Source organism: Roseospira marina (genome assembly GCF_014197855.1).
Classification (GTDB): Bacteria; Pseudomonadota; Alphaproteobacteria; order Rhodospirillales; family Rhodospirillaceae; genus Rhodospira; species Rhodospira marina.
The window spans coordinates 17524-40622 of the sequence record NZ_JACIGJ010000001.1; the positions used below are offsets into that span (position 1 = coordinate 17524).

Sequence of the window (23099 nt, forward strand, 5' to 3'; positions counted from 1 at the left end):
CGGACGCCGGTTGCCAGAGGGCCGAAACGTCCCCTAAAGTCCGCGCCGGTTCCGCTCTTCACCAACCGAGGCCTCCCCATGCGGCTGTCCCGCTATTTTCTGCCGACCTTGAAGGAAACGCCCGCCGAGGCGCAGATCGTGTCCCACCGCCTGATGCTGCGGGCCGGTCTGGTCCGCCAGCACGCAGCGGGCATTTATACGTGGTTGCCGCTCGGGTTCGCGGTGCTCAAGCGGATCGAACAGATCGTGCGCGAGGAGCAGAACCGGGCCGGCGCCCAGGAACTGCTGATGCCGACCATCCAGTCGGCCGACCTGTGGCGTGAAAGCGGCCGCTACGACGACTACGGCAAGGAGATGCTGCGCATCACGGACCGCCATGAGCGCGACCTGCTGTACGGACCGACGGCGGAGGAGGTCATCACCGACGTCTTTCGGTCCAATGTGCGCAGCTACAAGGATCTGCCGAAGATTCTCTATCATATCCAGTGGAAGTTCCGCGACGAGGTGCGGCCGCGCTTTGGAATTATGCGCGGCCGGGAGTTCCTGATGAAGGATGCCTATTCCTTCGATCTGGATACGGCGGCGGCGCGGCGCTCCTACAATCAGATGTTCGTGTCCTACCTGCGCACTTTCGACCGCCTGGGGCTGAAGGCCATCCCGCTGCGTGCCGACACCGGCCCCATCGGCGGTGATCTGAGCCACGAGTTCATCGTGTTGGCCGACACCGGCGAGAGCGAGGTGCACTGCCATCGGTCCCTGCTGGAGATGTCGGTGCCGGAGGGCGTGGACTACGAAGGGGACCTTCAGCCGGTCGTCGATGCCTGGACCGGCCTGTACGCGGCCGCCGACGAGATGCACGACGCGGCGCAGGAGGCGACGCTGGGCGACGCTCTCGTCACGGCGCGCGGCATTGAGGTGGGGCACATCTTCCATTTCGGCACCAAGTACTCGGCGCCCATGGGCGCCGCCGTCGCGGGGCCGGATGGCGAGCCGGTGACTGTGGTCATGGGCAGCTACGGCATCGGGGTGTCGCGTCTGGTGGGCGCCATCATCGAGGCGAGCCATGATGACAATGGCATCATCTGGCCGGAGTCGGTGGCGCCGTTCCATGTCGGGCTGGTGAACCTCAAGGTCAGCGACGCGGCCACCAGCGCCGCCTGCGAGTCCCTGTACGAGGGGCTCGGCCGGGAGCGTGTCCTGTACGACGACCGCGATGAACGCGCCGGTGCGAAGTTCGCCGACATGGACCTGATCGGCCTGCCCTGGCAGCTGATCGTGGGGCCGAAGGGCGTGGCCAAGGGCATGGTCGAACTCAAAAACCGCGCCACCGGCGAGCGGGAGGACATCTCGACCGAAAGCGCGTTGGCCCGTCTGGCGGGTTGATGCCTGCCACGGTGATGTGATGGCGTGCCAGCGGGCGGGCCGGATCCTCGGTCCGCCCGCTTTCGCGCCTGTACCGTGCCCACCGCCCCTAAAGCCCGCAATGGAGGACCCGTCGCGCATGTTCAATGCCTTTGAGCGCATGATGGCCCTGCGCTACCTGCGCGCCCGCCGCAAGGAGGGCTTCGTCTCGGTGATTGCCGGGTTCTCCCTGGCCGGAATCGCGCTGGGGGTGGCCACCCTGATCATCGTCATGGCCGTCATGAACGGGTTCCGTCAGGACCTGATGGGCCGGATCTTGGGCTTCAACGGGCACCTGTACGTCTATGGCGCGACGGACACCCTGTCCGACTACGATGCGCTCGCCGGTCAGGTTCATGAGGTCAACGGGGTGGTCACGGTCATGCCCACGATCGAAGGGCAGGTGATGGTCTCCGCTGGCAACGAAAGCCGGGGCGCCATGGTGCGGGGGGTGCCGGCCGAAGGGCTGATGGATCGCCCGATGATCGCGCGCAACGTCATCTCGGGATCGATCGCGGACCTGACCGGGCGCGATGCGGCCATGATCGGCTCGCGGCTGGCGGAACGGCTGGGCCTGCGTTTGGGTGACGGCATCACCTTGATCTCGCCGAAGGGCAAAGTGACCGCGTTCGGATCGGTGCCGCGCATCAAGACCTACTCGATCGTGGCGATCTACGAGGTCGGGATGTACGAGTTCGATTCGAACTTCGTGTTCCTGCCGCTGGAGGCCGCTCAGATCTATTTCCAGATGCCGAACGCGGTGAGCTACCTCGACGTCGTCGTCAACGATCCGGACAACGTGCGCACTGTGACCGGCGACCTTGCCATCGCGCCGCTGAACCAAGGGGTGCGGTTGCGCGATTGGCGTCAGACGAACTCGACCTTCTTCAACGCCCTTCAGGTCGAGCGCAATGTTATGTTCCTCATCCTGACCCTCATCATCGTGGTGGCCGCGTTCAACATCATCTCCGGCCTCATCATGCTGGTGAAGGACAAAGGGCGGGACATCGCCATTCTGCGCACCATGGGGGCGACCCGGGGCGCGGTCATGCGGGTGTTCTTCCTGGCCGGTGCCAGTGTGGGCATCACCGGCACCACGGTGGGGCTGTTTCTCGGCGTCCTGTTCTGCTGGAACATTGAGAGCATCCGCCAGTTCCTCCAGGCTCTGACGGGGACGGAGTTGTTCTCGCCGGAAATCTACTTCCTGTCGCAAATGCCGGCGGAGATGGACCCGACCGAGGTGATTTCGGTGGCGTTGATGTCCCTGGGGCTCAGCCTTGCCGCCACGCTGTATCCCTCATGGCGGGCGGCACGCACCGATCCGGTGGAGGCCCTGCGCTATGAGTGAGGCCGTCGTGGAGACCAACGGCCCGGCCCTGGCCCTGCGCGGGGTGCGGCGGGCGTTCCAGCAGGCCGGGGCGCCGGACCTGAGCGTTCTGGATGGGGCCGACCTGACCATCGACGCCGGCGAGATCGTGGCCCTGGTCGGGCCGTCCGGCTCCGGCAAGTCCACCCTGTTGCAGATCGCGGGTCTTTTGGAGCGCCCGGACGACGGCGAGGTGGTGCTGGCCGGCCAGGCGGCCTCCGGGTTGGGCGACGGCGGCCGTACGCGGATGCGGCGGCGCTATCTCGGCTTCGTGTACCAGTACCACCACCTGCTGCCCGAGTTCTCCGCCGAGGAAAATGTGATCGTCCCCCAGATGGTGGCGGGGGTTGGCCGTAAGGCGGCGCGGGAACGGGCGCGTGCCCTGCTGGACCGCATGGGGTTGGCCACGCGGGGGCACCACCGCCCCGGCCAGCTCTCGGGCGGCGAACAGCAGCGCGTGGCCATCGCCCGTGCGCTGGCGAACGCGCCCCGGGTTCTGCTGGCCGACGAGCCAACCGGCAACCTGGATCCGAACACCGCCGACGCGGTGTTCAACGAGTTCCTGCGGCTGGTGCGGGAGGAGGGGCTCGCGGCCCTGATCGCGACCCACAATCCGGAGCTTGCCGCGCGCATGGACCGCGTCGTGACGCTGCGGGAGGGGAAGGTCGTCCGAGCCTGATCCCTCTGAGTCGGACGCGAGGGCCTGGCGAGGGGCCCCGCCGATCCGGTTCGCGGGCTGGGGTATCCTTGCTCGGCCGGGGGCGCGGTGCTATGTCGCCATCACATTCGGAAATCCCAGACCTGTGATCCGGTCCCTCGTGTCGGAGTGTGTCCCGTGACTCCATCGCTGTTGATCGCTGTAGCCGCCGGCGGCGCCGTGGGCGCCGTTGCCCGCTATACGGTCACCTCGGTGGTGCCGCGCGTTCTCGGCCACGGATTCCCCTGGGGGACGGTGGTGGTGAACGTCGTTGGGTCACTGATCATGGGATTCCTGATCGACATTCTGGCGCGCCGCTGGTCGGCGCCGCCGGAGGCCCGGGTGTTCCTGGTGACCGGGGTGCTCGGTGCGTTTACGACGTTCTCGACCTTTTCGTTGGACGCGGCCACGCTGTATGAACGCGGGGCGCTGATGGCGTCGGCGGCCTACGTGACGGGGTCCGTGGTGGTCGGAATTCTCGCCTTGTTCCTGGGCATGTGGCTGGGTCGGGCGCTGGTGTAGCGAAAGGACCCGCGTATGAGCGGCGTACAGACCATCGAAGTGGCGGCGGAAGACGCCGACCAGCGCCTGGACCGCTGGTTTCGCAAGCAATTCCCGGATCTGACGCACGGCCGGCTGGAAAAGCTGTTGCGGACCGGACAGGTGCGCGTGGACGGCGGCCGGGTCAAGGCGAACACGCGCCTCGCGGCCGGGCAGGCGGTGCGGGTGCCGCCGCTCGATGCGCCCGAGGGCGGGTCTCGGCCCGCGAAACCGCGCGCGTCCGTCACCGAGAACGACGCGAAGGATCTGCGCAAGGCCATCCTGCACCAGGACGACTGGTTGATCGTGCTCAACAAACCCGCCGGGCTGGCGACGCAGGGCGGCACCGGCCTGACCCGTCACCTCGACGCCATGCTGGACGGGCTGAAGCGCCATCCCGACGACGAGCGTCCCCGGCTGGTCCATCGCCTGGACAAGGACACGTCGGGCGTGCTGGTGCTGGCGCGCACCGCGCGGGCGGCGAAGGCCCTGACCGAGGCGTTCCGGATCCGCGAAACCCGGAAGCTCTATTGGGCGCTGGTGGTGGGCACCCCGAAGCCGCGCGCCGGGACGATCCGGGCCGCGCTTGCCAAGGAGGGCGGGGCCAAGGGCGAGCGTATGGTTCACGACGATGTCGAGGGTAAGCCGGCCCTCACGGAGTATCAGGTGGTCGATGACGCCGCCGGTACCGTCAGTTGGGTGTGTATGGAGCCGCGCACGGGGCGGACGCATCAGCTTCGCGCCCACGCCCTGGTGCTTGGAACGCCGATCCTGGGGGACGGAAAATACGGCGCGGCGGCGGCCTTCGTCGGCGGCGCCGAGGTGGCGCGCCAGATGCACCTGCACGCCCGCCTGATCGCCCTTCCGCACCCGGCCGGCGGGGTCCTGACGGTGGAGGCGCCGTTGCCCCGCCATATGACCGACGCGTTCAAGTACTTCGGATTCCAACCCGGCGAGGCGCCCGGGCTTGAGGATATGCACCCATGATCGGGGGAGGGCGACCCGCGCTGGCCCTGGCGGCGGGCCTGTGCTTCGCGCCGCTCGCGGGTGCCGTTGCCCTGGAGGACACGGCCGCCAATCGCCGGGCGCAGGCGCAACGCTACGAGGCGGCCATGCCGGTGAGCGTATCCCTCGAAAACAGCCTCCAGCGGGTGGCCCACATGATGCCGCCGGAGCATCGTCCGGGGTTCATCGCCTTCGCCCGGGCGCGCCTGGACGAGACGCAACTCCGGGACACGGTGATGGTCGTGTTGACGGAGACGTTTACGGCCGACGAATTGCAGGCCATGGCTGACTTCTTCGGCTCGTCGGTCGGCCAGTCGGTGGCCGGCAAGATGGGGCGTTTTAAGGACCGCGTCGTGCCGCTGATGATGATGACGGTTCAGGACGCGGCCATTGCCTACGCCGAACAGCAAGGAGCGACCGAATGACCCCGTTGCGTCTTGTCGTGTTCGATGTGGACGGCACGTTGGTAGACAGCCAGCACAACATCATCGCCGCCATGGCCATGGCGTGCGAGGGGGCGGGGGTCGCGGTGCCGCCCGCGTCGGCGACCCGGGGCATTATCGGCCTGTCGCTGGGCGAGGCCATCGCGGCCGTGACCCCGGCGGCGGACCCGGCCCAGCGGGCGCGCGTCGAGACCCTCTACAAAGAGGCGTTCTTTACCCTGCGCTCCCGCCCGGACCACGAGGAGCCGCTGTTTCCCGGGGCGCTGGAAATGATTGACGCCGTGGAGGCGGGCGGCGCCTTGCTCGGCATCGCCACCGGCAAGTCCCGGCGCGGCGTGGCGGCGGCCCTTGAACGGCATGGCCTTGAGGGGCGCTTCCTGACCGTGCAGACTGCCGACGAGGGACCGGGCAAGCCGCACCCCGCGATGCTGATGCGGGCCATGGTGGAGGTCGGGGCCGAACCTTCCGATACCAGCATGATCGGCGACACCAGTTTCGACATGACGATGGCGCGCGCCGCCCGGGTGGACGCGATAGGGGTTGCCTGGGGGTATCATCCCGCCGCTGCGCTGACGGAGGCCGGCGCGCGCGTGGTTGCGGCGGTCTGCGCTGATGTGCCGGCGCTGGTGGCTGAGGGGCCGGGCGTTGGGCGCGTGCTGGCGCCCTAACACCACGGATCGGCGCCAGAACGACCGTGTCCGGGCCCTACTCCCGAGTGTCCTCGCGTGCGACTTCCGGGCCCCATTCCTCCGCCAGATCCTGCTGGTGGGCCTTCAGTCGCTCAATGCGGTGGGACGACGTCATGTCCATGACGCTGGCGATGACCTGCGGCATGGTCATGTAGATGATCCAGCCCACCGCCGCCGCGCCATAAATCAGCATGAGCGTGAACACGTTGCTGATGATCCCGGTGGCGAATTCCAGCGTGTTGTTCTCGAACCAGAGTTCGAACAGGCTGGGCGCCAGGGCGGCGAAGTTCAGCCCGCCGACGCACAACCAGCCGCTCCGGCTGGCCGACCGGTCGACGACCAAGGCGGCTCCGGTCGGCAGCATGGCCACCACAAGCACCAGCACCGTCGGCAGGAACAGGAACAGGCCAACGGCCAGCATCAGAACGACGCCCACCTTGAGGGCCATGCCTTGTCCCATCGTGTGTTCTCCTTGCGGCGGGATCCTAAAGCACTTTACGCGACATCGGGATCACGAAAAAGGCTCTATCATATTGATATTTAAGTAAATCGTCGTTGCGGTCTGTTTTGGAACGCTCGGGATTTGCGCGAGCGGTGGGCCGGTTCGGTGGCGGCCCGGCCGGTGGGGGGCCGCTACATCAGATAGCTGACCAGGACCAAGCCCACGGAGAGAATGGCCACGCCGACCGCGCCGGTTGCGGCCGCCTTCTGACCCATGCGTTCGGCCGTTTCGTCTGCGCCGACCTGACCGGATTCCAGGTTATGGATCTGTTGCTGGGCCATGGCCCAGTCGGCTCGGGCGCGTTGGAACTCATCGAAGTCGGCCTTACGCTCATCGGCGTTGTCCACGAAGTTGTAGAGTTCGGGCAGGCTGCCCTTGCGGACGAGGCGCGGAATCTCCTGTTCCAGCGCCCGTCGGCGTTCCCGGCTCTGATAGCTGTTGATGATGGGCCCCATCAGGCCGCCGACCCAACTGCACAGGCCGTGCACCACTTCCGGCCCAAGGCGCCATTGCAGCACGGCGAGCAGGCTGAGCATGCCCAGAGTCGATCGCTTGGGGTCGGATTCGTTCAGGGCGAGGAGCTGCGGGCCGATCTCCTTAGGGAAGCGGGCGGCGACGAACGCCACGAGGTGCCGGTCCAGCGGGTTGGTCTTGCCGTCCATCCGGGTGCCGATGCGGTCCAGGGCGGGCAGAACATCGCGGATGGTGAGGACCAGTTCCTTTTCGAACAAGGGGCTCAGGCAGGGCTGGCTGTCGTTCATCTCGTACAGGCAGCGCTCCAGGCCGGCGCCCTTGTTGGCGCCATCCAGAAGGAATTCGCGCAGTTCCTTGAACGTGCCGTCAAGCTGCACGTACTCCGGCGAAAAGCTTTCGCGCACCCCCAACCACATCTTGGGAATCTCGGCCAGGATGACGTCCGTGATGGACCGCGTGTCCTGACCGCGCGCGAGCTGGGCGGAGAGCACGCCGCCGAAGCCGTCCATATGGGCGCGCACCTCGCGGAACCGGATCGGCGCGTCGGGGTCCATGACGATCAGCACGTTGGCCAGCGCCAGATCATTGAGGCTGCGCCGGCTGCGCTCGCTGGCGGCGGTGGCGTTGCGGATGGCCATCGCGACCTGGTCGGCGAGCTGGTTGTCGTCCAGGCCGCGCCGCAGCCAGATTTCCAGCTTGCCTTCAAGCACGATCGGCGCTGCCTTGTCCCAGTGCGTCGCCATTTCATGCGCCAGATGGCGCGTGCTCAGGAACTCCTGATTCATGAACACGAAGGCGCGCTGCGCCCGGCGCAGGGGGCGCGCCTGCACCGGCGACATGCGCCGGCCGTTGAACCACAGATCCAACTGTTCGAAGTCCCAGCGCTGGCTGGTGTCGTCGGCCAGCAGACCGCGCAGGACCTCGATCATGTTCAGCGGCACGCGCTGGTCGCTGACAAGCGTGGCGTAGGTGCCTTGGTTGAGCTTGCGCTTGACGATCTCAGCGTCGTCCAGGCCCGCGGTCGGATCGCGCCCGATCAGCAGCATGACCGCGCATACCCCGAGCGCGTAGTAGTCGTCGCTGAAGTTGCCGGCGCCCCGGCCCTCCGGCTGGCACATGCCGGACTCGATGGTCTCGCACACCACCGGCTGGTCGAGACCGACCGGGCTGGTGGCGCAATCGCCCATCACGATTCGCGTGCCGGCCGCGTCGGCGTAGAACAGGTTGGTGGGCCGAATGGCGCGGTGGTTGACGCCGTGGTTGTTCAGTTCCCCGAGCGCCACGGAAAGGGGGCGCAGCACCGTCTTGGCGAACTGGTGATCCTGGTTCGCCGTGATCACGTCGGTCATGCTTTCCATGACCCGCCCGCCCAAAGGCTGCTCGTAAATGAGGGCGAGCCGCACCGCCTCCATCGGCGGCCAGTCCACCGGCCCCCACTCGACCAGCGGGATGACGCCGGCCGAGCGCACGCCCTTCAGGTGCTTCATGACGTGCAGGCGCGGCGGCAGGATCCCGGTCACCACGAGCGCGAACATAGGGCGCCCGCGCTGGCGCCGGTCCTCGGCCGCGAACGCCTTGGCGTTGGGCATGTCCAGGTCCGGCATCGGGGACTGGTAATAGATGGCGAACCGGTCCCGCAGCATCACGGCTGGGCCGGTTGCTGCTGCGGGATCCGCGCCGCCGGGGCTGTTTGCGCGTCCGGCCGCGCCACCGTTGGTCCGAGCTGTCACTGCCATGGGTCCGCCGCCATCCTGGCCGTCGGGATCCGCTTCACTGTACAGAGCGACCATACGAATTGCGAGGCCGGCCGACAATCGCTCTTGTTTATGGGCGCCTTGATGTCCCGGCCCCGCAAGGACCGGTCCCGATCAGTCCGCGAAGGGATCATGAACCAGAATGGTCTCCTCGCGATCCGGACCGGTGGAGAGGATGGCCACCGGCGCCTCGATCAACTCCTCGATCCGGCGGATGTACTTGATCGCGGTGGCGGGAAGGTCGGCCCAGGTGCGCGCGCCCCGGGTGCTCTCGGACCAGCCCTCAAGGGTTTCGTACACGGGCTTGACGTTGGCTTGCGCCGCCATGCCGGCCGGGAAGTGGTCGAGCACCACGCCGTCCAGTTCGTAGCCGACGCAGACCTTGAGGTCCGCCATACCGTCGAGCACGTCCAGTTTGGTCAAGACGATCCCGTCCACGCCGCCGACCTTGATCGCCTGGCGCACCATGACGGCATCGAACCAGCCGCAGCGCCGCCGCCGTCCGGTGACCGTGCCGAACTCGCGGCCGCGCTCGCCCAGCCCTTCGCCCACGTCGTCGAACAGCTCGGTCGGGAACGGCCCACTGCCGACGCGGGTCGTGTAGGCCTTGGTGATGCCGAGCACATAGGCCACGGCGCCCGGTCCCATGCCCGACCCGGCGGCGGCCTGCCCGGAAACGGTGTTGGAGGACGTCACGAAGGGGTAGGTGCCGTGCTCCACGTCCAGCATGGCGCCCTGCGCGCCTTCGAACAGGATGCGCCGGCCGGCCCGGCGGGCCTCGTCGAGCACTTTCCAGACCGGCGTGGCGTAGGGCGCGAGACGCGGCGCCAGCGCCTGCAGCTGCTCGAACAACTGCTCGCCATCCAGCGGCTCCGCGCCCAGACCGCGCCGCAGCGCGTTGTGGTGCGTCATCAGGCGGTCGATCTTGAAGCGCAGGGTCTCCGGCTCGGCCAGATCGCACACCCGCACGGCGCGTCGCGCGACCTTGTCCTCGTAGGCCGGGCCGATCCCGCGGCCCGTCGTGCCGATCTTGCCGCCGCCGGCGGCCTCTTCCCGCGCGCGGTCGAGTTCACCGTGGATCGGCAGGATCAGGCAGGCGTTGTCCGCGATTCGCAGCACCTCGGGGCTGATGGTCACGCCCTGCTTCTGGATCCGCTCGATCTCGTCGAACAGCGCCCATGGGTCGACGACCACGCCGTTGCCGATGATGGACAGCTTGCCGCGCACGACGCCCGACGGCAGCAGGCTGAGTTTGTAGACGGCGTCGTTGACGACCAGCGTATGGCCGGCGTTGTGACCACCCTGGAAGCGCACCACCACATCGGCGCGTTCCGACAACCAGTCCACCACCTTGCCCTTGCCTTCGTCGCCCCACTGGGCGCCGACTACGGCCACATTGGTCATTCCCGACTCCGATTGTTCAACGATCAAAAAAACGAGACTGGGGACGGTCCGCCGGGGCGGCCGCCCGTCGGCGGGGTCAGCCTGCGGCCCGGATGTGCGCGACTAGCGCCGCGACAACGTCGTCGACACAGTCGTCCGCGACCTGACAGGTCCCCGCCGTGGCATGACCCCCGCCATCGTAGGGCAGTAGCAAATGCCCGACGTCGATGGTGGAGGTCCGGTTGATGATGGAACGGCCAAGCGCGATCTCGGTAAAGCCCTGACGCGGGGCGCGCGACAGGGCCAGGGAGATGTTGGCCTCCGGATACAGAGCATAGATCATGAACCGGTTGCAGGCGTAGTGCACGACCTCACCGCGATAATCGATGATCAGAAGGGGAGGGCGCAGCGTCGCGTTGCGGCGCGCCTGATGCTCGGCCTTTTCCTTGTGCTCCAAGTAGAGATGCACCCGCTCCTCGATATCGGGGAGGTGCAGGATCTCCTCGATGCTGTGGCGGCGGCAGTACCGGGTCAGGTCCAGCATGAGCTGGTCGTTCGAAATTTCGAAATCGCGGAAGCGGTGCAGGCCGGTGCGCGGATCGACGACGAAGTTCAGCATCGTCCAGCGGTCGGGCGCCAGAATGTCCATCTCGTCGTAAGCGGCGGAGTCGGCCTGATCCACCGCATCCATCATCTCGGCGCTGATCTCCGGAAACGCCTCGGCGCCGCCGTAGTGCTTGAAGATCACCCGCGCGGCGGACGGCGCGCCCGAGTCGATGATGAGGTTGTTCTGTGGCCCCACTCGCGTGACCTCGGACGTATGGTGGTCGAACGCCAGGTGCACGCCGGGCACGTAGGGCAGATTGGATGTGATGACCGTGTTCGACACGGGAATGCGGCCGCCCTGCATGTCGTTGGGCGTGGCGAAGGTGACGTCGCCGATCAGGCCCCGTTCCCGCAGCAGGACAGCGGACACGATGCCGTCGAAGTCCGCCCGTGTGATCAGCCGATACGGTCCCAGCCCCGCGATCGGCTCGACTTCCCCGGTTTCCATGCCGTCCCTCGTGTCGTTGTCCGTGACCGTCTCGGTCACCGGGCGCGAGTCTCGTCTCTCCTGGACAATACCCGCGCCGACGCCTTCGGCCAACGGGGCGTGTCATGCGAGGTGGTCAATCTGGAACCACAAAGCGGTCGACGCCGTCGGCCCCCGGTTCGCGCCGCACCGCTTGGCGTGTTTCCAGGTGATGGAGATGGGCCAGGGTTTCGCCCAGAGCGAAAAACAACTGGTGATCGTCCAGGCGACGCCGGAACAGAAGGGGCAGCAGGTCCGCCGCGCTCCGGGGCGTATCCGCGCACAGGGTCTGCGTTACGGTCAGACGCGCATCGTGCAGCTCCAGCAGCTCCCGCACCCGGGTGTGCACGCCGACGAACGGCAGCCCGTGCGACGGCAGCACAAGCACCTGAGGATCGTCGATCACGCGGGACCAGCGGCGCAGGCTGTCGAGGAACTGGGCCAGGGGGTCGCCGTCCGGCTCCGTAGGCCAGACGCTCACGTTAGGACTGATGCGGGGCAGGATCTGATCGCCCGAGATCAGGACCCCGGCTTCCGGGCACCACAGGCCAGCATGCTCCGGAGCGTGCCCGTATCCGACCACCACCGTCCAATCCCGGCCGCCGATCTGGACGCTCTGGCCGTCCATCAGGCGGCGCAAGGTTGTGGGATGGGGCACCGTCCGGGTGCGGTAGGGATTGCCGCGCCGGTCTGAAAGGTCCAGCACGTCCGGGGTGCATCCAGCCCGCGCATACAGGGCCCGGGACGTGGCCGTGAACGCGGTGTCGGACATCGCCTGAAGCTGACAGCCGAACGCCCACTCGCCCAAGGGGGCCCAGAGGGGTACGCCCAGCCACTCTGTCAGCCAGCCGGACAGCCCCATGTGGTCGGGATGAAAGTGCGTGCAGATCAGGCGCCGTACCGGCCGCCCGGCCAGCGGCCCCTCGATCAGCGCGCGCCACAGGTCGCGGGTGTGGTCGTTGGCGATGCCGGTATCGACCAGGGTCCAGCCGTCTCCGTCCTCCAGCACCCACAGATTGATGTGGTCGAGCGCGAACGGCAGCGGCATGCACAGCCAGAACACGCCGGGGGCGACGGGCGTCATCGTCCCCGGCGGAGGCGATGCGGCATGCGGAAACAGGAGCCCGTCGGCAATGCCCGGCCCGTCGTGTGGCTGAGTGGTCATGGTTGCGTGGTAGCGCGCTTTCACACGTCGTGCAAGGTGACCCTTCTTGCCGCGCCGCGCCCCGTTTATTCTAGCGTCATGACGGACACGGCACCTCTGTATGACGGCCCGCTCCCGCTGCGCATCGGCATCGATGTGGGCGGCACAAAGATCGAAGGATTGGCGCTCGACCGGGCGGGGCGGGAGCGGGCGCGTCGGCGCGTGCCCGCGATCCGGGGCGATTACGCCGGGACGGTGGCGGCGATCACGGACCTCGTGGGGTGGCTGGAGCAGGCCGCGGGGGCGGCGGGCACCGTGGGGGTCGGTATTCCCGGCGCCGTGTCGCCCGCCACCGGGTTGGTGAAGAACGCCAACTCCACGTGGCTGATCGGGCATCCCATGGGGCGGGACCTGTCGGACGCCCTGTGTCGCCCGGTCCGGCTGGCCAACGACGCCGACTGTTTCGCGCTGTCTGAGGCGACGGACGGTGCCGGAGCCGGGGTCCGCGTCGTGTTCGGGATCATTCTGGGGACCGGGGTTGGCGGCGGTCTGGTGGTCGACGGTCGAACGGTTTCGGGGCCGAACGCGATCGGCGGCGAGTGGGGCCACAATCCCTTGCCGTGGCCGACGAACGCGGAACGGCCGGGGCCGGCGTGCTTTTGCGGCCGCCGTGGCTGTATTGAGACGTTTCTGTGTGGTCCGGCGCTGGCGGACGATCACGCGCGGGCGACAGGGGAGCACGTCGACGCCGCAACGGTGGCCGCCCGCGCGGCAGACGGTGATCCCACAGCCGGCGCCACGCTGGCCCGCTACGCGGATCGGCTCGCGCGGGCAACCGCCACGCTGATCAACATGCTTGACCCAGACGTGGTGGTGCTGGGGGGCGGCCTGTCCAACATCGCCATGCTGTACCAGGCCGTGCCCGCCCTATGGCCGCGCTGGGTATTTTCGGATTCCGTCGCCACGGCGCTGCGCCCGCCGGTACACGGGGATTCCAGCGGCGTGCGCGGGGCGGCGTGGCTCTGGCCGGCGGCGGTGCCGGCGTAAGATTCGCGTCCCGGGTCCGGGTCTCAGGCCCGCGTCAGGCGCCAGAGCGTTTCCGATGCGAGGATGTCGCGCCGCACGGCCTCGCGCAGGAGCATCGCCTCGCGGTCCTCGCCCCATTGCTCCATCTGAAATGTCTCATCCAGACGCGACAGCGTGAAGCAGGTCTCGCCGTCCACGCGGCCGTGGGTGAGGGCCAGCGCCAGCACAAGTGAGCCGGTGGCGCCAGCCACGCATTGCGCCGCCGTCAGTGCCCAGGGGTCAAGTGCATCAAGGGCCGCCCGCAGCGCCTCGGCCGTTTCGGTCGGCTGGCGCAGTGGCATGACGCCATCGGTGACTGCGAGGCGCGCGGACAGAGCCTCCGCCGCCCAGTCCACCAGGGGCTGCCACGCATGGTGCTGGCGCGCCACCAGGTCCGTGGGGTGGGCCGCCCGGTAGCACAGCAGGTCCGCGTCGACGTAGTGGATCAACTCGGCCACCAGGGCCGACCGGCCCGGAAGGGTGCGTTCCAGCGCCGTGTTGGCAAGCTGGCTGAGGGGCATCGCGGCCGGGTCGATCTCTTCGCCCTGCGCGGCCCACTCCGCAGCGATGGCCTCGGCCAGGGCTGCGGTCGGTACCGCCAGCGGGCCCTGGGACGGGGTCCGGACCGGTCGACCATCCAGACACACGCCGTGGCCGCCCTCGGTCACCGCGTGCGTGGTCACGTCGGTATAGAACCGGCGCGTGCGACGGACCGCCTGATGGGCGCGCGCGGCGGTCACGGGATCGCTCGGCACCCCGGCTGGAGGGGGTGATGGGGGCGGCGTGTGCGGCATGGCGGCGGAACGCTCCGGGTCCAGGAAAAGACGGCACCCGGCCAACGCTAGCCGGGGGCGCGTGTCGCCTACCATGGACGGCGGGGCTGTGGAAGAGGGGGCCGGGGGCTGGCGACGGCCGGCCGCACCCCGGCCCGTTCGGTCAGTCGCCGAGAAGGCCGCCCAGGCCCTCGCGGATCGCCTCACCGACGTCGCCGTCGCCGGACTCGCCCGTCTCGCCGCCGGTGCCGCCGTCTTCGGCGGGGGCGTTGCGCTGTCCGCCACCCAGAATGTTCTCGATGGCGCGGCCGACATCGCCCGACTCGCCGCCGGTCAGGCCTTCAAGGGCTTGGCCGACACCGTCGGTCGGGGAGCCAGACTCCGCACCCGCCGCCGAACCACCCTGGCCGGGGTCCTTTTCACCCAGCGCGACAAGGCAGGGTTCCAGTTCGCCGCCCTCGCTGCCCAGCATGCCGCCAACCAAGCTTTCGCCCAGCATGGACAGGCCGCCGGTGGCCACGGCGCCGGCCGCGCTGGCGGCGGTGCGCAGGCCGGTCTGGATGGCCTTCTCCGCGTCCAACTCCAGCGACGGGCTGGCGAACGGGCCGGTCACCGCGAACAGCTCGACGATCTTTCCGAAGCCGGTTTCAATGCCGATGCCCGGACGGGGGCGCGGCGCGATCTTCACGTTCAGCCGCTCCGCCCCCAGGTCGAAGGCGCCGCCGCCGCCGACCACCATTTTGTCGGTTTCCATGGCGACCCCGTTGTCGTTCGACAGCACGCCCTGAGTGGCGGTCATGTTGAAGACGAGGCACTGGATCGGCGTGGTGCTCTCCTTCGCGGCGAAGGGATTGATGAGTTCACCAAGCTGGGTCATGACGTCGCCGCCGGCCCAGTTGACGGCGCCGTTGTTCATGCGGGCATCGACCGTGTGCACCAGGATCGACCCGTCGAGCGTGCTGGCGATCTGGTGCGGGGTGGCGCCCTGACCCTCCAGCTTCACGCGCAGCGTGGTGGGACCGTCCAGCACGGCCTCGGATCCCGCAAACGCCTTGGCCAGATCACCGACCCGGACGCCATCCCCGTTCATGTCCACGGCCAGTCGGGCCGCCCCGTTGCCGGTGGGCCGCAGGGTCACGGACCCGTCCATCGCGCCGCCGGCCACGTTGGCCTGCATCGGGCTGATGGACAGCGCCCCCCCGTCGAGCGTGACGTTCAGGGACAGGTCGCTCACCTCGCCGCCGCCCGGCAGGATGGCCCGCTCGACCGCCAGGGACAGATTCGCGTCCGCCAGACGCAGGGCATCAAGCGGCAGGGGGGTGTCCGGGATCATCGGACCGCCGGAGTCAGTGGGCGCGGCCGGAGCCGCCGGGACCGTAACGGTGCCGTCCGAGTCGCCGTCGGGCGTGCTGGCCAATTCGTCCAGGTCAAGGAGCGACGACGACAGGCTGCCCGACACCGCCGGGCGCGGCCCGTCCATTCGGGCATCCAGGGTGCCGGACAGCGCGCTGCGCCCCAGCGTCGCTTCGAGATCACGCAGCCCATAGCCGCCGTCGATATCCCGCACCACGGCGCGGGCCGAGGCCGCTGCGGGCAGAGCGGCGCCGAAGTCCGCGAGAACATCGGGGTCCGGTGCCGCGACAGACACGGTCAGGTCCAGGCCCGACGCGGCCAGGGCGTTGGCAATGGACCCCGTGGCCGCCACGAGGAATTCACCCGGCGTGCCCAGCTTCGCGTCCAGGTCTCGCACCGCCAGCGCATCGGCGTCGCCGGCAAGATTGAGCGTCGCGGTGTAGGGCCCCAGGGCCGGGATCGCCACGCTCTGGCCGAACGCCTGCGCCAGGGTCGCGAGGTCGGCGATCTGTTCGCCGCGCGCGGTGATGGCGAGGTCGATGCCCGTGGCCTCGGCTGGGTGCGCGATCGTCCCCTTGGCTGTCACGGTCGCCCCTCCGGCCGTTGCGGTCAGGTCGAGCGGCCAGGCCGTGCCATTGGGATTGGTCAGGGCCGCCGGGGCGCCCACGCTGCCGTCCAGCGTGAACTCCGCATCGTTGTAGGCCCCTTCGATTTCAATATTCAGCGGATCGGCCAATCCGCCGCCCGTCAACGAGACGGTGTCCAAGGCGACCGCCATGGTTTGACCGGTCACGCCGTCCCGATAGGTCAGCATGCCGTTTTCCAGCCGGACCTCCTGGATCTGAAGGGCGGGCAGGCCGCCCGGACCCTCTGCGCCGTCGGCCGGCGCCTCGGTCGAGGCGGTGTCCAGCGGCGGCTCCGTTGCGTCGGCCGCATCGGTGGGCAGAGAGAGCGCCCAGTTGCCGTTGCCGTCCTTGTCGGTTTCCAGGTGGACGATCGGGTCGTCCAGGATCACCCGCACAATGTTGATGTCGCCCGAGAGCAGCGGCAGCATCTCCACCTGGGCTTCCAGGCGACCCACGGACAGCATCTCCGGGTCCGACGCCCAGTCGGCGTTGCCGATGGTGACATCCTCGACCACCAGGGCCGGAGATAGGCCGATCGCCAAATCCAGGTCGCCGTCGATGGTGACGGTGCGCCCCGTCTTTTGCTCCAGCAAGGCCACGATTCGCCCCTTGTACTGGCTGACGTCGAGGGTGGCGATGAACACGCCGAGGGCACCAATGGCCAACACGATCAGGCCGAGCAGCACCTTTACGAGGGTCGAAATCTTCATGGCAGCGGACTCCCGCGCGTTCGGAGCAAAAGCGGCGGGTGCAGACCCGCATGATGGCGCGGCACGCACGACCGCAGCGCACACAAAACGCCGGAAATATGGCCTTCCTTTGGCATCGGCGTCACCGAGCCCGGCAATCTGATCGATAGCGCCCAAATCATTTAAATCGCTATGAGGGCGGGCCAAGCGGGCGACGCACAGGCCGGACGGCTGCTCCCATCGGACCGGCCGGTCTCGTTCGACAGGCTAAGGATTTTACGGAGGGAATGAACCTTTAGGAATGAACCTTTTCCCAAAGCGCGTCCGTCGGCGTAGACTGCTTCGATGATGCGGATCGAATCGGATCGATCCTGATCCGGCATCTGCGAGTCGCGATGGCCGGCTCGTCGCGCCACTCCGATGGACAGGTTCGCATGACCCGGAGAGCGGAAACCGACGCACCCCTGGGCGGTCCCATCCGGCTCGTCCGGCCGCTCCGCCAGACGCGCCCCCTCGTCCTGGCTTCGCCGCATTCCGGTCGGCGGTACCCAGAGTCGTTTCTGGCCCTGTCCCGCCTGCCTCTCGTGGACCTGCGGGCCAGCGAGGACACTCATGTCGACACGCTTTTCGAGGCGGGGCCGGATCTGGGTGTGCCGTTGCTGTGCGCGCTGTTCCCCCGTGTCTATGTCGATGTGAACCGGGAACGGCTGGAACTCGACCCGTCCATGTTCTTCGACCCTCTGCCGGCGAACGCGCGGACCGAGACACCGCGGGTGCGGGCGGGGCTGGGCACGCTCTCGCGGGTGGCCGGGGAAGGCAACCACATCTACCGCCGCAAGCTGGCGTTTGCGGACGCGGAGTCCCGGTTGCGCCAGTGCTACGATCCGTACCACGCCGCGTTGGCTGGCCTCATCGGCGAGACTCGGGCGCGGTTCGGCTACTGTGTGGTGTTGGATTGCCATTCCATGCCGAGTTCGGCGGTGGACGGCATGGGGGGGCGCGGGGGGGCGCCGGATATGGTTCTCGGGGATCGCCATGGCGGATCCTGCGACAGCACCGTGACGGACTCGGCCGAGGCGGTGCTGACGGACGCCGGGTTCCGGGTGCGGCGCAATCAGCCCTATGCCGGTGGCTTCACCACAAGCCACTACGGACGGCCCGGCCTGGGGGTCCATGTGCTCCAGCTTGAGATCAACCGCGCCCTCTATATTAACGAGCGCACCCGGGATCTGACCCCTGGTGCGGACCGGTTGCGCGCGGTCGTGCCGGCGCTGGTCGCGGTGCTCGGCACCCTGTCGGGAATGCCCCTGGCGGCGGAGTAGCCTGTCCGGGGTATCAGCCCCGCTGGCATGGCGCCCCGCTGGCATGGTGGTTGCTTAAGATCTAGATGTTCGGGTCCCCCACTCTCGGCGGGGCTTGTCGCCGGATCGTCCGCCATGCCGTTTCCTCGTTCCACAGCTGTGCTCAGCCGTCGTTCGCAAGCCGTCCCCGGGCGCATGCTTCGCGCGCGTTCTGCCCTGGCGGCCATGCTTCTGATGGGGCTGATGTTGGCGGCCTTCGCCACCCCGGCCCGGGCAGATTACTACAATTACGCGGACGAACTCTGTCGCAACCAGACCGCTCTGCAAGAGCAGGTGTCCGGCATCCCGGCGCATGTCCTGACCGCCATTTCGATGGTGGAATCCGGTCGCTGGGATGGCGAGCGTCAGGCAAGAATTGCCTGGCCGTGGACGGTCACGAACGGCGGGTCCGGCAAGTTCTTCCGCACCAAGGCCGAGGCCATTGCCCACGTGAAGATGCTCCAGGCCCGAGGGGAGTGGAACATCGACGTCGGCTGCATGCAGATCAATCTGCATTATCACGGCGATGAGTTCAGCTCGCTGGACAAGGCGTTCGAACCGAAGGCGAACGTGGCCTACGCGGCGAAGTTCCTGACCGCGCTTTACAAAGAGACCGGGTCGTGGACCCGCGCGGTGCAGCGGTACCATTCGGCGACGCCGGTCCACGCCGAGCGCTACATCGGCAAGTTCCGCATCGCGTGGCGGGAGGCGCAGGAGTACGCCCAGGTGGCGGGCCTGCCCCCGGTGCGCGACATCGTGGGCGAGGCCAGGTTGATGGAGGCGACGCGCGAGCTGGAGCGGCAACAGATGGAAGCCCAGCGCGCCCAGGACCAAGAAGAAGCCCGTCGGGTTGCCGATGCGTGGCGGGCCGAGAAGCTGAAGGCATGGCTGGCTCGTCGCGAGGCCCGAGCGGAGAGTGCGGTCCCCGGAGGCGAGGACGGCAACCGATCTTAGCGGCGTGTGATCGCGCGGACGCCGTATCCCGGCGCGTTCTTCCTGCCACACATCGGAACGAACCGGCGCGTCCGGCCTCGGGCGCTTGACTTCGCGACTCGGGCCTGACTCACTGCCCGTATGTCCGTCGATTCGCTCCCCCGCCGCCGCCTTCGTCCCATCGTCGTCCCCCTGCTGGGTGTCGCGGTCCTCAGTTATTTTGGGTATCACGCGATCCATGGGGAGCGCGGTCTGATTGCCTGGTGGCAGCTTCGACAGGATATCCGTGTGGCTGAGTCCGAGCGGGCCGCCGTAGCGGCGGAACGGGCCATTCTCGAACGCCGCGTTGCCCTGCTGAAGCCGGGCCATCCGCACCCGGACATGCTCGACGAGCGGGCGCGCGAGATGCTCAATCTGATCGGGCCGGACGAAGTTCTGATCCTCACGCCGGACAAGTAGCCCGACGAAAACGCGCCGGATGAGGAGGCGCGGTGGGCGCTGGACCCTTGGCGTGCTCCCCCCTGTCATGACAACAATGGTTCGGTTGCGTTCGGATCGCACACTCGAGCGGTGCGGCGCGGTCCGTCGCCCATTGCGGTCTTGGTGTGTTTCCGGAGGAGGTGAGTCTTGGCGTCGTCGTCCGCACAACCCATCCCCGACAGTGTTGATACTGTGCTCGACCTGCTGTCCGCGCACGACTATGTGGCCGATCGCGCCCTGTCGACCTGCGTGTTTCTGGCCCTCCGGCTCGGTCGGCCGCTGTTCCTGGAAGGCGAGGCCGGGGTCGGCAAGACCGAGATCGCCAAGGTCCTGGCGCGGGCGCTCGGCCGGCCGCTGGAGCGGTTGCAATGCTACGAGGGCCTGGATCTGGCGAGCGCGGCCTATGAATGGAACTACGCCCGCCAAATGATCGAGATCCGGTTGGCGGAGGCCGCCGGCGCCGCCGACCGGGAGCGGCTGGGCCGCGACATCTTCACCGACGCCTTCCTGATCCGCCGGCCGCTTCTGCGCGCGGTGGAGGGCGTGGACGGGCAGGTGCCGGTGCTGCTGGTCGATGAACTCGACCGCGCCGATGAGCCATTCGAGGCCTTTCTGCTGGAGGTGCTGTCCGACTTCACGATCACCATTCCGGAACTCGGTGTGCGCGGCGGCGGGGCGGCGCCCATCGTGGTGGTGACCTCCAACCGGACCCGCGAGATTCATGACGCGCTCAAGCGGCGCTGTCTGTATCACTGGGTCGATTATCCGGACGCAGCGCGGGAACGCGCCATCCTCCAAGCCAAGGCGCCCGGCGTCGGGGAGCGGCTGGCGGCGCAGGTGGTGGCCTTCGTGCAGGGCCTGCGCGACCAGGACCTGTTCAAGCTGCCCGGGGTGGCGGAGACGCTGGACTGGGCCAACGCCCTGATGCAGCTCGACGTCGTGGAGCTGGATCCGGCGGTGATCGACGACACCCTGGGCGTGCTGCTGAAGTACCAGGATGACATCCTGCGCATGCGCGGGTCGGAGGCTGCGCGCATCCTGTCCCAGGTCAAGGCCGAGCTGGGCCATGGCACGGCGGCCTGACACCGAGGGGCACGCGCCGGGCGCCGGGGGCCGGCTGCCGGACAACGTTCTGCACTTCGTGCGGACCCTGCGCGCGGCCGGGATGCGGGTCGGGCCGGGGGATACGCTGGCGGCGTTGCGGGCCGTTGAGGCCGTTGGGCTCGGCAACCGTGAGGACTTCCGGGCCGCCCTCGCGGCCGTGCTGGTCAAGCGGCGCCAGGACCGCGCGCTGTTCGACGAGGCGTTTCACATCTTCTGGTCCGACCCGGATATTCTGGGGCGGCTGATGGGCCTGCTGCTGCCCCGGCTGCGCACGCCGGGGGAGGACGACGGCGGCTCCAAGCGGTTGCGCGACGCGCTCGGGTCACCTCCACCGCCGCCCGCGCCGGAGGCGGAGCCGAAAACCGAGGAACAGCGCATCACCGTCGACCTCGACTGGTCGGACCAGGAGCGCCTGGGCGCGATGGATTTCGACAAGATGGGCGCGGAGGAGTTCCGCCGGGTTCAGCGCCTGATCGACGCCCTGCGGCTGCCCGACCTGCGGGTGCGCAGCCGGCGCCACGCGCCGGATCCGCACGGGCCGCGCGTGGACCTGAGGGCGTCTCTGCGGGCCGGGTTGCGCAGCGGCGGCGACATTATGCCCCTCCGGCGCACCGCGCCGGAGCCCCGGCCGCCGACCATCGTCGCCCTGTGCGACATCAGCGGGTCGATGGACCGCTACGCCCGCGTCTTCCTGCGGCTGATGCATGGCCTTGCCAACCGGGAGCCGCGCTTTCACGGTTTCGTGTTCGGCACCCGCCTAACCAACATCACCCGGCCCTTGCGCGACCGCGACCCGGACATCGCCATGGCCGCCGCGTCCGCCGCCATGCCGGACTGGGCGGGCGGTACGCGGATCGGCGATTGTCTGGCCGACTTCAACCGGCTCTGGTCGCGCCGCGTGCTGGGGCAGGGGGCCCTTGTGCTCTTGATGACGGACGGGCTGGATCAGGCCGACGCCGAGGGGCTGGCGCGGCCCATGGAACGGCTGCACAAGTCGTGTCGGCGCCTGATCTGGCTGAACCCTTTGCTGCGCTGGGACGGGTTCCAGCCCAAGGCCGCCGGGGTGCGGGCGATCCTGCCCCATGTGGATGACTTCCGGCCGGTGCATTCCCTCGACAGTCTCGATCAGCTCATCACGGTGCTGTCCGACCATGCAGCGGGTCACCGCCCGCGCCGGTTGGAGGCCGCGCGGGTCTGGCGAGAGGCCTTGGCGTGGTGAGGGCCGCATGTTGAGGAAATACGCCTATCTCGTGGCCTTGGCCCGTGAAAAGCACTTCGGGCGCGCGGCGGCGGCGTGTCATGTCTCCCAGCCCACCCTGTCGAACGCCATGCGCCAGCTTGAGGCCGCGCTGGGCGTACCCATTGTGGAGCGCGGGCCGGCCTTTCGCGGGTTTACGCCCGACGGCGAGACCGTGCTGACCCACGCTCGGCGCATGCTTGCCGAGCAGGAGGCCCTGACCCAGACTCTGCGGGATCGCAGCGGCGGGCTGAGCGGCACGGCGCGACTGGGGGTGATCCCCACGGCGCTGCCGGCGGTGCCCGATGTGCTGGCGCCGTTCGCGGCGCGGCATCCGGCGGTCCGGTTCGTGGTGCACTCGATGAGCTCGCGCGAGATCGAACGCGGCCTGAACACCTACGACCTGGATGCCGGCCTCACGTATCTGGACAACGAACCGCTGCCCGATGTGCGTCGCGCGACCCTGTATGTGGAAACGCCTTTGTTCCTGTGCCGCCGCGACACCGCCGTGCTGCCCGACGGGCCGGGTCGCATCACCTGGGCGGATGCCGCTGCCCATCCGCTGTGTCTGCTGACCCCGGACATGCAGAACCGGCGCATCACGGAGGCGGCGTTCCGGACCGCCGGGGTGACGGTGGCGCCGGCGGTGGAAACGAACTCTCTCATCAATCTTTACGCCCTGGTCCGTCACGGCCCGTGGGCGAGCATCGCCCCGTCGCGCCTGCCGGAGGCGATGCGGGATGACCCCGCGCTGCTGGCCGTGCCCCTGGTCGAACCGGACGTTCGGCATGCGGTCGGGCTGGTCTATGCGGATCGCGACCCACCGGCGTCGCTGGTTCAGGCGTTGGCTGCTACGGTCAGCTCCGTGGTGGGTCCTGCAGGGGCGCGGGGTCTGTCCCGCGCATAAACGCGCGGTTGCGTTCCGGCGCCGATCGATCACTTGCGGGCTTTGTGCGGGACCCTTTAGGCTTCGGGGCCATCGCGGACCGGGCGATCATTCCGTCGCGCGAACGCTTCACCACACCAGGG

21 protein-coding genes are annotated in these 23099 nt (G+C 68.5%); 14 read left to right on the plus strand and 7 right to left on the minus strand.

What is annotated here, in order from left to right:
- The first annotated feature begins 78 nt into the window (after positions 1 to 78).
- From proS to GGD82_RS00120, 7 genes are all read left to right on the plus strand, one after another.
- Positions 79 to 1383, plus strand: coding sequence for a proline--tRNA ligase (gene proS / locus GGD82_RS00090; RefSeq protein ID WP_150060781.1), 1305 nt, complete (start codon positions 79 to 81; stop codon positions 1381 to 1383).
- A gap of 118 nt (positions 1384 to 1501) precedes the next feature.
- The gene (locus tag GGD82_RS00095) at positions 1502 to 2749 is read left to right on the plus strand and encodes a lipoprotein-releasing ABC transporter permease subunit (protein WP_150060780.1); all 1248 of its coding nucleotides are present in this window, start codon (positions 1502 to 1504) and stop codon (positions 2747 to 2749) included.
- A complete protein-coding gene (locus tag GGD82_RS00100; protein ID WP_150060779.1) occupies positions 2742 to 3446 on the plus strand; it encodes an ABC transporter ATP-binding protein in 705 nt (234 codons plus the stop codon). The genes GGD82_RS00095 and GGD82_RS00100 overlap by 8 nt, the downstream gene beginning before the upstream one ends.
- A 156-nt stretch (positions 3447 to 3602) precedes the next feature.
- Positions 3603 to 3986 carry a fluoride efflux transporter CrcB gene (crcB, locus tag GGD82_RS00105; RefSeq protein WP_150060778.1) on the plus strand — a complete coding sequence of 128 codons (384 nt, stop codon included), beginning with the start codon at positions 3603 to 3605 and terminating at the stop codon, positions 3984 to 3986.
- Between the two features lie 15 nt (positions 3987 to 4001).
- Positions 4002 to 4991 carry an RluA family pseudouridine synthase gene (locus tag GGD82_RS00110; protein ID WP_150060777.1) on the plus strand — a complete coding sequence of 330 codons (990 nt, stop codon included), beginning with the start codon at positions 4002 to 4004 and terminating at the stop codon, positions 4989 to 4991.
- Entirely contained in the window at positions 4988 to 5434 is a 447-nt protein-coding gene (locus GGD82_RS00115; protein WP_150060776.1) for a DUF2059 domain-containing protein, read from the plus strand. The genes GGD82_RS00110 and GGD82_RS00115 overlap by 4 nt, the downstream gene beginning before the upstream one ends.
- Positions 5431 to 6120: an HAD-IA family hydrolase gene (locus GGD82_RS00120; protein ID WP_150060775.1), complete on the plus strand. Its 690-nt coding sequence runs from the start codon at positions 5431 to 5433 to the stop codon at positions 6118 to 6120. The genes GGD82_RS00115 and GGD82_RS00120 overlap by 4 nt, the downstream gene beginning before the upstream one ends.
- Positions 6121 to 6157: 37 nt before the next feature.
- Here the strand turns inward: GGD82_RS00120 and GGD82_RS00125 are convergent, their stop codons facing one another.
- From GGD82_RS00125 to GGD82_RS00145, 5 genes are all read right to left on the minus strand, one after another.
- The gene (locus GGD82_RS00125) at positions 6158 to 6601 is read right to left on the minus strand and encodes a hypothetical protein (protein ID WP_150060774.1); all 444 of its coding nucleotides are present in this window, start codon (positions 6599 to 6601) and stop codon (positions 6158 to 6160) included.
- Between the two features lie 173 nt (positions 6602 to 6774).
- A complete protein-coding gene (locus GGD82_RS00130) occupies positions 6775 to 8853 on the minus strand; it encodes a protein kinase family protein (protein ID WP_150060773.1) in 2079 nt (692 codons plus the stop codon).
- Positions 8854 to 8985: 132 nt separating this feature from the next.
- Entirely contained in the window at positions 8986 to 10275 is a 1290-nt protein-coding gene (locus GGD82_RS00135) for an adenylosuccinate synthase (RefSeq protein WP_150060772.1), read from the minus strand.
- A 76-nt stretch (positions 10276 to 10351) separates the two neighbouring features.
- Positions 10352 to 11347, minus strand: a complete 996-nt coding sequence (locus GGD82_RS00140) for a MerR family transcriptional regulator (RefSeq protein ID WP_246163682.1) — start codon at positions 11345 to 11347, stop codon at positions 10352 to 10354.
- 76 nt (positions 11348 to 11423) lie between these two features.
- Positions 11424 to 12410, minus strand: a complete 987-nt coding sequence (locus GGD82_RS00145) for an MBL fold metallo-hydrolase (protein WP_150060771.1) — start codon at positions 12408 to 12410, stop codon at positions 11424 to 11426.
- 159 nt (positions 12411 to 12569) lie between these two features.
- Between GGD82_RS00145 and GGD82_RS00150 the strand changes: the two genes are divergently transcribed.
- Positions 12570 to 13517 (plus strand): ROK family protein, encoded by a 948-nt coding sequence (locus GGD82_RS00150; protein WP_150060770.1) that lies wholly within the window; start codon positions 12570 to 12572, stop codon positions 13515 to 13517.
- 23 nt (positions 13518 to 13540) lie between these two features.
- Here GGD82_RS00150 and GGD82_RS00155 read toward each other — a convergent pair whose 3' ends face one another.
- On the minus strand, positions 13541 to 14329 hold the full coding sequence (locus GGD82_RS00155) for an ATP12 family chaperone protein (RefSeq protein WP_150060769.1): 789 nt from the start codon (positions 14327 to 14329) through the stop codon (positions 13541 to 13543).
- Between the two features lie 142 nt (positions 14330 to 14471).
- Entirely contained in the window at positions 14472 to 16997 is a 2526-nt protein-coding gene (locus tag GGD82_RS00160; protein WP_150060768.1) for an AsmA family protein, read from the minus strand.
- A gap of 413 nt (positions 16998 to 17410) precedes the next feature.
- On the opposite strand from GGD82_RS00160, the gene GGD82_RS00165 reads away from it, so the two are divergent.
- The 6 genes from GGD82_RS00165 (at position 17411) to GGD82_RS00190 (ending at position 22977) form a co-directional block, all read left to right on the plus strand.
- On the plus strand, positions 17411 to 18298 hold the full coding sequence (locus tag GGD82_RS00165) for an N-formylglutamate amidohydrolase (protein WP_150060767.1): 888 nt from the start codon (positions 17411 to 17413) through the stop codon (positions 18296 to 18298).
- A 174-nt stretch (positions 18299 to 18472) separates the two neighbouring features.
- Positions 18473 to 19270, plus strand: a complete 798-nt coding sequence (locus tag GGD82_RS00170; protein WP_246163680.1) for a transglycosylase SLT domain-containing protein — start codon at positions 18473 to 18475, stop codon at positions 19268 to 19270.
- 120 nt (positions 19271 to 19390) lie between these two features.
- The gene (locus GGD82_RS00175) at positions 19391 to 19708 is read left to right on the plus strand and encodes an FtsB family cell division protein (protein WP_150060765.1); all 318 of its coding nucleotides are present in this window, start codon (positions 19391 to 19393) and stop codon (positions 19706 to 19708) included.
- 168 nt (positions 19709 to 19876) lie between these two features.
- Positions 19877 to 20812, plus strand: coding sequence for an AAA family ATPase (locus GGD82_RS00180; RefSeq protein WP_150060764.1), 936 nt, complete (start codon positions 19877 to 19879; stop codon positions 20810 to 20812).
- Entirely contained in the window at positions 20796 to 22052 is a 1257-nt protein-coding gene (locus GGD82_RS00185) for a vWA domain-containing protein (RefSeq protein WP_150060763.1), read from the plus strand. The genes GGD82_RS00180 and GGD82_RS00185 overlap by 17 nt, the downstream gene beginning before the upstream one ends.
- Before the next feature lie 7 nt (positions 22053 to 22059).
- Positions 22060 to 22977: a LysR family transcriptional regulator gene (locus GGD82_RS00190; protein ID WP_150060762.1), complete on the plus strand. Its 918-nt coding sequence runs from the start codon at positions 22060 to 22062 to the stop codon at positions 22975 to 22977.
- Positions 22978 to 23099 lie beyond the last annotated feature (122 nt).